The organism is Shinella sp. WSJ-2 (genome assembly GCF_003432075.1).
In the GTDB taxonomy this organism is placed as follows: domain Bacteria; phylum Pseudomonadota; class Alphaproteobacteria; order Rhizobiales; family Rhizobiaceae; genus Shinella.
In genome coordinates, this window is record NZ_QWBU01000020.1 from 41,557 (window position 1) to 52,738 (window position 11,182).

The following is an 11,182-nucleotide window of genomic DNA, read 5'->3' on the forward strand; positions in this document are numbered from 1 at the left end:
CGCCATCCCTAAGACTGCCTGTAGCGCCAGATCTGCCGTTGTGTCAGGCTGTACTCAACATATTCTTGAAATAGCAAAGAAGGCGGAGAGCAATCGTTCTCCGGCCCTCATTTTCGGTCTTGAATCTTGTTTACAGGCCCATTTTAGCGATGGCCGCATCCAAGCGTTCGCGGGCTTTCTTCGGCAGCTTGCCGGTCTTGACGGCGTCGAGGTTAGCCGGTGTATCGCCGACGACGACAAGACCCACCATGCCCATGCCGACATGCGGCGTGCACTTCACGCCATAGGCGCCGGGCTTGTCGAAAGTGACCTTATAGGTCTCGTTCATCTTGCTCTTGAAGGCCTCCGCGCCTTCGGGGATGAAGTCCTTGATCGTCTCGACGTTGTGGCCCTTGTCGGTGGGTATGAAGGTAACCGTGTCGCCGGGGGCGACCTTCACGAAGGCGGGCTCGAACACCATGGCGCCCTCGGCACCCTTGTTGAGCATGTGTACTTCAAAATCTGCCGCACCGGCGGGAAGGGCAAGCGCGAAAAGGACCGCTGCTGCGCCGACGATGCTCTTTACCATAATACGCACTGGAGTTCTCCTTGCTGACGAACGTCAATCGTTCATGAGAAAGGGATAGGCCACGGGAACGCTCCGTTCTTTGACGTTGATCAAACAACGGCGATAGAGTGGTCACCGGCGGTATGATCGGAGCATTGTTATCCGTCGCAATCGGAACGCCACATTGAAACGCTCGTTCCATCCCGACTACGATCACACTCATTGTCACTGGTTTGCTAAATGGCGTCTCTCGGTGGGCAACCGCAGTCGTCGTGATTCCTGGACGCCAACCACTGTTGGGAATACCACGACGTTTCCAGGAGTCTTGATTGTCTCTGGCTTGGCATACCTAACTGCACGATTAGATGCCCTTTGCGAAAATGGAACAGGCTGTTCCGCCAATGTTAAGATGGCCTTATCGTGGTAGTTCAATCGTGTCTTCAAGCCGTACGAGTTCAAAATCACTGATGAGAATATCAACCCTCACGCGCCATTGTCCGGCAATGGGCAGGTTGACATCGGCGGCACGCCACACGCCGTCGGCGTGCAACATGGCTTTCCGGCGCATCGGCTCGATACCCGCTTGCGGATTGGAAAGCGCGAAAGCCACTTCTTTCGGCGTGATAGCCGTGAACTCCGGTGCCAGGATGATGGCGGACAGCCCGACCGGACCGGCGCGTCCGGGCGTGACAGCAATTTCAGCCATCGCCTTGTCCGCATGGACATGGATCGACACCGGCTGCGCAGCTGCTATCGCCAGCGCGCGGGGCGGCGGCGTGAACCGCCATGTGGCGGCGACAACAAAAATGACGAGGGCGATCATGGTCTCGATGATAGCAGCGCGGGCAAGCCGCCGTGCCGCGCCCTGCTCGCCGCGTTCGGCTGGTTTGGTAAAGACCCAGCGATTGGCTGCCACGAGAAGAAACAGGACCACGAGCAGCGCCGTCTTTGCGAGAAGAACATTGCCGTAGGCCGTGGAAACGAGCGCATCGAATGTCTGGACCTGCACGATGGCCAACAGCAGGCCAGACGCGGTCAGTGCAGCGACGCAAACGGGAATAAGACGGGAAAAACGACCAAGCGCCTGCCGCGCAGCATCGCCTCCATGTTGTAAAGCGTAGGCCAGTGGTGGGAGAGAGCCGATCCAGATGGCAATCGTGACTACATGCACGAAGACCGCCGGCCGCATCAGCCATTGCGGCGTCGCCGAACTCGCATGGCCACTCAATGCCATCGCCGCGCTTCCGGCGACAATTGCAACAAGCGATGCCGCGCGGCCCGAAACAGTCGTCCTTGAAGAGGTTGCGAGCGCCAGAAGAAACGCAGAGGAGAGCGCCATGACGGTCAGGCCGAAACTCGTCTCGAGGCCGGCGCTCCATACCGCGTGATCCGCCAGACTGGAGAGCGGGGCGCCCAGGGCATCGAGCCCCTGCAATCCCAGAGAGACCGCCGTCCCCGAAATGCCGAGCAGCAGAGCTGCTCTTATAACCGGCAATCCATCGACGCCACCGGGGATCAGCCACCGGACGGCGAAAAGGCCCCCGATCCCGAAGAAGAGACCGGCATACATCGCGATGCGGGCAAGCCATAGCGCCATCCTGACCGGCCAGTCGATCACCTCCCCGGCAGCCTGCGGCGCGTTGCTCGGCGCGCCAATCGAAAAGATCGTGGAACCCGCGATGGGATGTCCGTCCTCGGACACGACGCGCCAGGCAAGCACATGGGTTCCTACGGCAAGGTCGCCGGGTGCCGTGATCTCGAGCGTGCGATCGCGCAGAACGAATGTTTCCAGCGTCTTCGACTGCCCATCGGGCAGGATGAGCCGCAGCACGAGCGGCGACACCGGCTCGCTGAAGTACAGCGACAGGGTTTTCGGCGGCGCATTGACGACGGCGCCGTCAGCCGGCACCGCGCCCGTCAACGAGGCATGCGCCATCGCTGCCACAGCGAGGCAGTACCAGAAGATGCCGGTCAGAAAAACCTGGATACAGGATCGGCCAAGATGGTCCCGCACGACAATCTCCGAAGGACAGATGGACCGGCGCCCGAAAGCGCCGCCTTTGCGGGTTCAGTGGCCGCTTACGGCCTCAAGCAGCTTCACGCCGGGGGCGGGAAGCTCGAGATCGTCCTCGGACTGGCCTGCGGCCGGGATTTCGATCCAGCGCTCAGCCACACCATCCGGGCACTCCTGCACTACGGGGAAGTGCAGCGTTTCACCCGCCTTCAGATCCTTCGTCAGATAGACCCGCAGCACGAATTCGTCATATTCGTCGTCGCCGAGATTTCCGCCGCTCCAGACGATTTCCTTCACGCCTTCGCTGGTCGGCGTGCCGTAGTAGTCGTAGGATTTAGCATAGGCGCCCTTGATCTTTTCAAGCGTCCAGCCGGCCTTCGGCTGCGGCTTCACCGCAATCACGCCTTCGGGGATCTGCACGCGCACCACATTGGTCGGCTTGCCCTCGCAGCCGTGCGGCACCTGGAAGATCGCGCGATAGGTCGAGCCGACCGGCGCCTCCTTCAACTGCAACGAAACATGGGCAAGGGCGGCGCTGGAACCGAGCGCAAGGGCGGCAACGGTTGCAAGTGTTCTTTTCAGCATTGTCAGTCTCCAAGAGAGCCGGTCATCCCTGCCGGCAAGGTATGATGGAAAAAGGAAAGGAGATAGGAGCGCGAGGGCATGCAGCAGGCGGTCCGCTCATGCAGCGATCAGGGCAGGGAAAACCTGCACAACATGCTCGCACGATGGCCTTGCCGGCACTGGCCCGGCGATCAGGCGAGTGTCGGGGGACCGCGCGGATGTCCGGGCAAAGCCTCATGCGCCGAAGGCGCGTGGTCGTCATACCCGTCGAAAATCCGCTGCGAGGGTTGTGCAAGCGGATTGAACAGGATGAGGACAGGACGATACGGCGGAACGAGGCCTGCCGCCATACCGCAGGCCAGCGTGCAGCAATCGGGAGCGAGCGAGCGCTCCTTGCCCGGCGTCGATGCCGGTTTCTGCTCGTCGAGATGGGTGATGCAGAGCGGATTACCATAGGCATCCACCGCCGAACTGCCGGCCGTGGCAGCTTGGGCCAAGGGGCTCAGAAGAACCTGCAACGCCATCAGCACGGCGGCGGCGAAAGCCACCCAGCCGTTCCGGCGCTGCTGCATGTATATCGTCATCAAAACCTCTCGCACCGAGGCTTACCAAGCGCGCCGCGTGACGAAAAGGCTCCCGGCTCGCCGAATTGTCGCACTCTTTGCGGTGCAGCAAGCAGCGCCACGATAACTTCTCATGCATCCGCTCTTTTGTTCGGCCGGGCGCAAAGATGACGCATGACGATCCTGCAAAATGGAGCTCTTCCCTCCTTCAAAGGATCAAGCATGCAAACGCTTTCTCTCAAGACCACGGTGACCACCATTGCCGCCGAACTGCCGGGTGCGGCCGAACTGTTTCGCCGCTCTGCCATCAATTTCTGCTGTGCGGGTGATATCCCTCTGCGCCAAGCGGCCGAACGGGCCGGCTTATCGCCGGCAGAACTGCTTGCCGAGCTGGAAGCGCTCCAGCGGATGGCCGGTATTGAAGCGCCACAGGAGACCGGGCCGCTCATTGATCATCTTCTGTCGCGCTACCATGAGACCCATCGCCGCGAACTGGCCTTTTTGATCCCGCTTGCCGAGAAGGTCGAACGCGTTCACGGCGACCATCCCGTCGCCCCATCAGGACTGGCTCGCGCACTGGTCGCGCTGAAGGCGGAACTGGAAGACCACATGACGAGCGAGGAGCAAATCCTCTTCCCCCTGATGCGGCAAGGGCAAAACACGCGGATTTCCCGCCCGATCATGCAGATGCGCCATGAACATGCCGATACGGTCAGGCTTCTTCAGGATATCGAGCATGCAGCCCATGGCATGGCGCTGCCGGAGGGCGCCTGCGGGTCGTGGACGGCGCTCTATACGGGGCTGCGCAAGCTCACCGATGATCTCGTCTTGCACATGCATCTGGAGAATACCGTGCTTTTCCCGCGCTTCGAGACGCCGGAAGCCGCCATCGGCGCCTAAGCCCGAGACGGAAAGCGGCATCCGGATTTTCCGGGTGCCGCTCCATCACACATTCGTCAGACGAAGACCATCACGGCCACATAGCCGACGGCGATCAGGACAAGCCCGGCGATCAGCATCGGTATCAGACTGCTGCCGTTGATTTCCCTGCCGCTGACCTGCTCACCGGAAAACACCAGGGGTTTGCGCGGTTCTTTTTTGTCCATGACAGCCTCTCGTCGTTGCGGTGATCGAATGCTTGGCTAGACGCTGGCCTCCAGACGTGCGCCTTCGAAATGTCCGAGCATGACCCGGATTTCCTCCTGATCGGAGATCAGACAGGCAGCGGTGGCGAGTGCGTCGGCAATGGCGGCGGATGGCGCCGAGACCGAGACCGAACGCCACGCCGATGCCGCCGGCCTGCCGGTCGTAGGATCGAGGATATGGCCATCGTGGCCTGCCTGATCGAAGGTCGTACCGAGTGGGGCAGAAGTGGCGAGCGCGCGCTGGCGCAGCGACAGGCGTTCTCCCGTTTCCAGGCGTACCGGCCAGTTCCCGCCCTCCGGCTTACCGCCAAGCGCCCGCAGCTCACCCGTATCGATCAGGATATTGCTCAGCCCCTCCGCCTCCAGCAGGGCGGCGACCCGATCGGCGACATAGCCTTGGCCGATACCATTCAATGTCAGGGCCATGCCGGGTTGCAGGGTGATGGCGGCCGCGTCGAGTTCCACCTTCGCCCAGCCGGTCCCGCGGCGGACCGTCTCGACCGCTTGCGCATCGGGCTTCCGCCCGCCTGCAGCCGCTTCGGCCCAGAGCGCCCAGAGCGGTTGCACGGTGGGGTCGAACCGTCCGCCGCTTGCGCGGTGGACGGTACCGGCCAGCGACAGGCAGTCGAGCAATTCGAAAGGCGGTGCGGGGAGATGCCCGTCGCGGTTCAGACGAGACAACGCGCTCTGCGGCCTGTAGAGGCTGAGCATATCTTCCAGCCGGTCGATCTCGGCCATGACGCGGGCGGCGATGACCTCCCCATCGGGATGGTCGAGCCGGATCGAGGCGCGTGCGCCCAACGCCTGTCCCGTCCATCGACGGGTCGTACCCTTTGAGGTCGCGCGGGCAGTAGCAGGCAAGAAGGCCAGAGCGGCGGAAATCGTGATCAGGCGGCGTCGGGTGATGGGCATGGGTCAGCCTCCGGCTTTGTTGGGCAGGGCACGCAGGCGGCCATCGAAATCCGCATCGTCGTCGTTCCCCTGGTCCGCCCCGGCATCGACCGGCGCGAGAACCATGTCATTGGTGATGTCGGCGAGCGTCAGCACGCGGCCGCCCTCGGCGCGAACGAAATCCTCGGCGCGCTCCCGGCTGGAAAACGGAACCGCTTCCGGCGCCCCCATGCCGCCCGCACGCGCCGAGCCGAGAACGTAGAAAGCCTTGTCGGCGGCGATCCAGTTGCCATCGCCGGGGCGGCCCCAGGTCGCACCTGCTTTGCCCATGTCGTTGACATAGACGGCGAGGATCGGCGAGACCTGCTCGGGGCCGCGCATATAGGCGATGGCATCGCGCACCTGGCTGAAGAACAGCGGCGCGGCGTTGCCTTCGAGGAAAACCTGCGCCTTCGGGCCGGGATGCTCCAGGAGGTTCATTTGGCAATAGTGACCGAGGGTCTCCGGCGTCATGTCCTGCGGCGTCGTGCTCTGGGCCACCTCCTCCTTGCAGGCGGAAAGCAGCGCGAGGGCGGTGACGAACAGGGCTGAACGAAGCGAAATCCTCATGGTGTCACCTTACGGAAAGCCGTCACGGCAAGCGCGATGGCGGCGAGCGGCCATACGAAGAGCGAAGCGGCCGATTGCCAGAGCGGAATGGCGCCCGCCGCACCGCCAATGCCGCCGGCCGCCGCAACGGCCTCCGCCGCCGAGAGATTGAAGACGCGGAAGGCATCGGCGGGATTGGCAAGCAGGGCAACCGGCAGCGCCTGCGTGGTGAAGGCACCGCCGCCATACGAGACGATCAACGCAAGCAGCGCGAGGTCGTAGAGCACGACCGCCACGAGCCAGAGCGCGATGGCAAAACCGGCGGCTCCGGAGGGCCTACGCGCCAAAGCCGAGAGCGCATAGCCCGCACCGAGGAAGGTGGCCCCGAGCAGCACGGAGGACCAGATCAGCCGCAACAAGGAGCCAAGCCCCCTAATCGCCTCGGCATCGGACCAGATGGCGACCAACGCCGCCGAGCCGTAACCGAGCGTAACCGCGAGAGAGAGGATCACGAGATGGGCGAGCAGCTTACCGAGCAGGATGTGCAGGCGCGAGACAGGATAGGTGAGCAGCAGCGGCAGCGTGCCGCGCTCCACCTCGCCCGCTACCCCATCAAAGCTCATTAGGAGCGCGAGCAGCGGCACGAGATAGACGGCGAGCGACGTGAGCGAGGCGACCGTCACCGAGAGCCGGTCCACACCCACATCCCCCGTCGGTGCGGCACCGGCGGCAGCGAGCACCAGCGCAAACAGCACCATCATGCCCGTCGCGATGGAGACCCAGCGATTGCGAAAGGCGATGCGGAATTCCGAGATCGCGATGGCGAGGATGCGCTTCATTGCCCGTCCCTCCGGCTGAAATGACTGTAGATATCTTCGAGGCTCGGTGGGATCACATCGAGATCCGCGACGTCGCCCCCGAGCGCGGCTATTCGGGCCAGGAGCGGCAGTTTTTGCGCCTGCGCGCAGGAAAGGCGCAGAAGTCCATCTCCGCTCGCAACGGCCTGGGGAAAGGCCGCCGTAAGAGAAGGTGTACGGTTGGAAGTGGGGCGAACGAGAAGGGAGACGGGCAGTGCCGCGCGGGCCCGCAGATCGGCGAGAGTGCCCTCTGCCACCAGTTCGCCCCCCGAGAGGATAAGGATGCGGTCTGTCCGCGCCTCTACTTCGGTCAGCACGTGGGAAGAAAGCAGGATCGCGGTTCCCTCGGCGGCGAGGCCGTCGAGGAGATCGTAGAAATCGCGCCGCGACACCGGGTCGAGACCCGACGTGGGCTCATCCAGTACGAGGAGACCCGGGCGACCGATCAGCGTCTGCGCGAGGCCGACGCGCTGGCGCATGCCCTTGGAATAGGTGCCGATGCGTCGGTGCCCCGCCTTCTCTAGCCCGACGCGGGCAAGAAGCGCCATGGCTTGCTTCGGGTTCTCCCCACGCAGTGCGAGATAGTGGCGAAGCTGCTCCTCTCCAGTCAAAGCGGGGTGGAAGGCAGCGTTCTCGGGCAGATAGGCCACCTGAGCGCGCGCCGCCGAAGAACCGGGCGCCATGCCGCAAACCGTGACGTCGCCGCTGTCATAGGGGATGAGGCCGAGGACGATCTTCATCAAGGTCGATTTGCCGGCACCGTTGTGGCCGAGCAGCGCCGCGCGTCGCCCCGCTTCCAGCGTCAGCGAAACGGCCTTCAGCGCCTTCACCTCGCCGAAGCGCTTAGTGAGCCGAGAGATTGTCAGGGTCGGTGTCATCATAATTTCCTTCGGCCCAGCGACCCGCGGTTTCGGCTTCGTAGCCGAGGATTTCGGGCGGGACAGATATGGTGAGAGGCCGCATCAGCGGCGCACTGTCGCGTACGCCGCCGGGCAGCGTCGCGGGAAAGTCCCGCTGGCTCCAGCGCACGAGCTGCACGGCGGGCGAACCGATGAGCAGACTTGCCGCCGGCTGCGACCAGAGAATCTGGTCCATCAGATCGTTGGGGCGGTAGAAGCTGTCGGCGATGCCATCGCCATTCAGGTCAAAGGCCGGGTGGTCGGACCAGAAATTGCCCCTGCCCCGATGGCTCCATTCCATGTTGCGCGTGCCGACATATTTCACCTGCTCGCGGTTGGCGATGAAGGCGTTGCCGGTCAGTACGTTCTTCTCGGACCCGGCGGTGAAATGGATGCCGATGCCGCAGCCCTCCAAGCGATTGTTCCAGATCAGGTTCTTGTGGGCGTTGTATATGAACAGGCATTTCTTGGTGCCGCCGCGCACGAGATTGCCCGTGACGTCGGCATTGTTGGCATAGTTCAGCATCAGACCGTGCTCGCGGTCGCCGAGGCTCAGATTGTTGAGGATCTTCGCCTTGTTGGAGAACATGATGGCGAAGCCGAGATGGTTGCCGATTGAGATATTGCCGGAGATCTCGGTGTTGCGGGTGTACATGAAATGCACGGCAAACCGCAGATCGCGCATGACGTTGCCGCGGTAAATGCTATCGGCGCTGGCATTTGAGAAGATGCCATCACGGCCATAGCGGATGACATTGTTCTCGAGCAGCGTACCTGGGCTGTTCCAGACATAAATGCCGTTGCCGCGCTCATTCATGCGGGCGTTGTCCGTGCCGATGATCTCGTTTCCGCTGACGACGGCGTTGCGGCCGCCATGCACATCGATGCCATGCATATTGCCGGTAATGAGCAGCTTCTCGATCCGCGCGCGATCAGCCCCCTGTAGAATCTTGACGCCAGAATCGAGGTCCTGATTGATGCGACCAGAGCCGGTGACGGTGAAGCCCGAAAGGGCCACATCCTCAGCGGATATCGTGACGACGCTGCCCTGTCTCTCGCCGTCGACCACCGCGCCGCGCGGCCCTCTGATCGTGAGCGGCCGGTCGATGGTGACGGGGCCGATATAGGCCCCGTCAGTGAGCACAAGCACATCGCCAGCCGCCGCACCGGCAATGGCCTCTGCGAGATTGCCCGCGCCCGGCGCGACAGCACTGTCCGCCGCGGCTAGCGGCGAAGCGAGCAGAAGGCCGATCAGGAGAACGGGCAGCCGCATGCCTCAAGCGTCCTTCGGTTCGACGAACATACGGCCGCGCATTTCCATGTGCAGCGCATGGCAGAACCATTGGCAATAGTACCAATAGACGCCGGGATTGGCCGCGACGAAGGTGACGGAGCTCGTCATTTGCGGTCCCACCTCCATGGCAACGCCATGGTTGCCCATGGTGAAGCCGTGCGTCAGGTCGTCGATCTCGTCGAGATTGGTGACGATAACCGTGACCTCATCACCTTCCTTCACGGTGAAGCTTTCCTGGCTGAAGCTCGGCGCGACCGACGTCATATAGACGCGCACCTTGTTGCCGTCGCGGATGATGGCGTCGGTCCACTCATCGATATTCACGCCGTCCAGCTCGGCCTGCTTGCGAGTTTCTGCCCACATCTCGTCCCGACGATCCCAGACGGATTTTATATTTGGCAGGATAGAAGGTGCGACCGCGATAGCATCATGGGGCTCTGCGAAGGTCGGACCATCATGCACGAGCACCATCTTATCACCCGATATGTCTATCAGCTGGTCGTTTTCGGGCTTAAGTGGTCCGACGTTCAGGAAGCGGTCCTTTGAAAATTTGCATAAGCACACCAGCCAGTCATTCGCCGCATCGAGGGTCTCGCCCATAACAATTTTCAGATGTCCTGGCTGATACTGGACGTCGAGCTTGTCCTTGATCGGATTGATCTTCTCCCCAGAATACGCGCGGATGGCCTCGTCGATGTTCCATTTCACCACCTGACTGTCGAGGAAGAGCGACGTATAGGCGTTGCCGCGACCATCGAAGGCGGTGTGCAACGGGCCAAGTCCGAGTTCCGGTTCCGCCACCACGGCACTGCGCGGCTCGGTATTGTCGTAGAAGATCGCATCGAATTTGGTGACGTCGAGCACTGTGACTGTCGGCGAAAGCTTGCCGGCGACGCACAAGTGCTTCTTGTCCGGCGCCATGTTGCAGCCGTGCGGGTTGTTGGCGATCGGGATGTAGCGCGTGAAGAGCGACTTGGCCTCCTTGCGGCCATCCAGCACCTTGACGCCGTTGATCTCTTCATACTTGCCGGCGGCGATCGCCTTCTCGATCTCGGCGAGGTTGAAGACGACGACGTGGTCCATCTCGGACTTGGTCATCTCTTCCAACGACATGCCCATTTCGGAGTTGTAGCAGGTCGAGAAGGCCCACTTGCCCTCGTAGTCGGCATCGCAATTGTCGAGGTTGCCGGAAACCTGCACCTGCCAGGCGACCTCCCACTTATCGGCGTCGACTGCGGTGAAGATGTTCACATAGGTCGAAACGTCCTTCATGGTCGAGCCGTCGTTGACGAGCGGCGCCTCGTCCTCGCCGTTGCAGAAGACGTAGTTCGAGCGCGGCCACTTCTGCGGGCGAAGGCCGTGGATGCCCTTGGCGTTCGGGATCTCCAGGATCGCGTCGGTCTTCATCACGTCGCAGCGCACGCGCGCGACGCGCGTATTGGCCTTGTCGTTCATGAAGAGGTAGCGCCCGTCATATTTTCCTTCGGTGAAGGACATGTGGACGTGGTGCAGGTCGCCGTTGTCGTGGATTTTCTTGCCGTTAGCGGCGAGCTGTTTCTTCGTCTTCTCCGTCATCGTGCGCTGGTGGATGTGGATCGATTCGTTCGTCTGGCCCCAGCCGGTGGCCGAGCAGCGGTTGAACACCGGCACACGCATCAATTCGCGCATCGAGGGAATGCCGAGGATACGCATCTCGCCGGTCTGGCCAGAGGACCAGAAGCCGTAATAGTCGTCCAGCTTACCGGGCGCGACCGAACCGTCGGCGCCCGCCGCGGCGCGGGCCGGCGTCGCAAGGCCAGCGGCGCCGAGGCCGAGGGCGG

Annotated in this window: 12 protein-coding genes; 1 reads left to right on the plus strand and 11 read right to left on the minus strand. The window is 62.5% G+C overall.

What is annotated here, in order from left to right; genetic code table 11:
• Nucleotides 1-130: 130 nt before the first annotated feature.
• The 4 genes from D0Y60_RS23555 to D0Y60_RS23570 all read right to left on the minus strand — a co-directional run bounded on the left by D0Y60_RS23555 (nucleotide 131) and on the right by D0Y60_RS23570 (nucleotide 3,709).
• On the minus strand, nucleotides 131-577 hold the full coding sequence (locus D0Y60_RS23555; protein ID WP_117372400.1) for a pseudoazurin: 447 nt from the start codon (nucleotides 575-577) through the stop codon (nucleotides 131-133).
• Between the two features lie 385 nt (nucleotides 578-962).
• Entirely contained in the window at nucleotides 963-2,561 is a 1,599-nt protein-coding gene (locus D0Y60_RS23560) for a CopD family protein (protein WP_245409288.1), read from the minus strand.
• Between the two features lie 54 nt (nucleotides 2,562-2,615).
• Entirely contained in the window at nucleotides 2,616-3,146 is a 531-nt protein-coding gene (locus D0Y60_RS23565) for a YcnI family protein (RefSeq protein WP_117372401.1), read from the minus strand.
• Nucleotides 3,147-3,316: 170 nt separating this feature from the next.
• Nucleotides 3,317-3,709 carry a hypothetical protein gene (locus D0Y60_RS23570; RefSeq protein ID WP_117372403.1) on the minus strand — a complete coding sequence of 131 codons (393 nt, stop codon included), beginning with the start codon at nucleotides 3,707-3,709 and terminating at the stop codon, nucleotides 3,317-3,319.
• Between the two features lie 201 nt (nucleotides 3,710-3,910).
• On the opposite strand from D0Y60_RS23570, the gene ric reads away from it, so the two are divergent.
• Nucleotides 3,911-4,588: an iron-sulfur cluster repair di-iron protein gene (ric, locus tag D0Y60_RS23575; protein ID WP_117372405.1), complete on the plus strand. Its 678-nt coding sequence runs from the start codon at nucleotides 3,911-3,913 to the stop codon at nucleotides 4,586-4,588.
• Nucleotides 4,589-4,644: 56 nt separating this feature from the next.
• Here ric and D0Y60_RS24930 read toward each other — a convergent pair whose 3' ends face one another.
• From D0Y60_RS24930 to nosZ, 7 genes are all read right to left on the minus strand, one after another.
• Nucleotides 4,645-4,794, minus strand: coding sequence for a hypothetical protein (locus D0Y60_RS24930; protein ID WP_199564266.1), 150 nt, complete (start codon nucleotides 4,792-4,794; stop codon nucleotides 4,645-4,647).
• Nucleotides 4,795-4,830: 36 nt separating this feature from the next.
• Nucleotides 4,831-5,745 (minus strand): FAD:protein FMN transferase, encoded by a 915-nt coding sequence (locus tag D0Y60_RS23580; RefSeq protein ID WP_117372407.1) that lies wholly within the window; start codon nucleotides 5,743-5,745, stop codon nucleotides 4,831-4,833.
• Nucleotides 5,746-5,748: 3 nt separating this feature from the next.
• On the minus strand, nucleotides 5,749-6,333 hold the full coding sequence (locus D0Y60_RS23585; RefSeq protein WP_117372409.1) for a nitrous oxide reductase accessory protein NosL: 585 nt from the start codon (nucleotides 6,331-6,333) through the stop codon (nucleotides 5,749-5,751).
• Nucleotides 6,330-7,151, minus strand: coding sequence for an ABC transporter permease subunit (locus D0Y60_RS23590; RefSeq protein WP_117372411.1), 822 nt, complete (start codon nucleotides 7,149-7,151; stop codon nucleotides 6,330-6,332). Before D0Y60_RS23590 ends, D0Y60_RS23585 begins: the two co-directional genes overlap by 4 nt.
• A complete protein-coding gene (locus tag D0Y60_RS23595) occupies nucleotides 7,148-8,047 on the minus strand; it encodes an ABC transporter ATP-binding protein (RefSeq protein ID WP_117372413.1) in 900 nt (299 codons plus the stop codon). Before D0Y60_RS23595 ends, D0Y60_RS23590 begins: the two co-directional genes overlap by 4 nt.
• Nucleotides 8,013-9,341 carry a nitrous oxide reductase family maturation protein NosD gene (locus D0Y60_RS23600; protein ID WP_117372415.1) on the minus strand — a complete coding sequence of 443 codons (1,329 nt, stop codon included), beginning with the start codon at nucleotides 9,339-9,341 and terminating at the stop codon, nucleotides 8,013-8,015. Before D0Y60_RS23600 ends, D0Y60_RS23595 begins: the two co-directional genes overlap by 35 nt.
• 3 nt (nucleotides 9,342-9,344) lie before the next feature.
• A partial coding sequence (gene nosZ, locus D0Y60_RS23605; protein ID WP_117372417.1) for a TAT-dependent nitrous-oxide reductase occupies nucleotides 9,345-11,182 on the minus strand: 1,838 nt, incomplete at its 5' end.

Coding starts and splice junctions, on each gene's coding strand:
- ric (WP_117372405.1), top strand. CDS start 3,911: ATGCAAACGCTTTCTCTCAAGACCACGGTGACCACCATTGCCGCCGAA.
- D0Y60_RS24930 (WP_199564266.1), bottom strand. CDS start 4,794: ATGGACAAAAAAGAACCGCGCAAACCCCTGGTGTTTTCCGGTGAGCAG.
- D0Y60_RS23565 (WP_117372401.1), bottom strand. CDS start 3,146: ATGCTGAAAAGAACACTTGCAACCGTTGCCGCCCTTGCGCTCGGTTCC.
- D0Y60_RS23580 (WP_117372407.1), bottom strand. CDS start 5,745: ATGCCCATCACCCGACGCCGCCTGATCACGATTTCCGCCGCTCTGGCC.
- D0Y60_RS23570 (WP_117372403.1), bottom strand. CDS start 3,709: ATGACGATATACATGCAGCAGCGCCGGAACGGCTGGGTGGCTTTCGCC.
- D0Y60_RS23600 (WP_117372415.1), bottom strand. CDS start 9,341: ATGCGGCTGCCCGTTCTCCTGATCGGCCTTCTGCTCGCTTCGCCGCTA.
- D0Y60_RS23595 (WP_117372413.1), bottom strand. CDS start 8,047: ATGACACCGACCCTGACAATCTCTCGGCTCACTAAGCGCTTCGGCGAG.
- D0Y60_RS23585 (WP_117372409.1), bottom strand. CDS start 6,333: ATGAGGATTTCGCTTCGTTCAGCCCTGTTCGTCACCGCCCTCGCGCTG.
- D0Y60_RS23590 (WP_117372411.1), bottom strand. CDS start 7,151: ATGAAGCGCATCCTCGCCATCGCGATCTCGGAATTCCGCATCGCCTTT.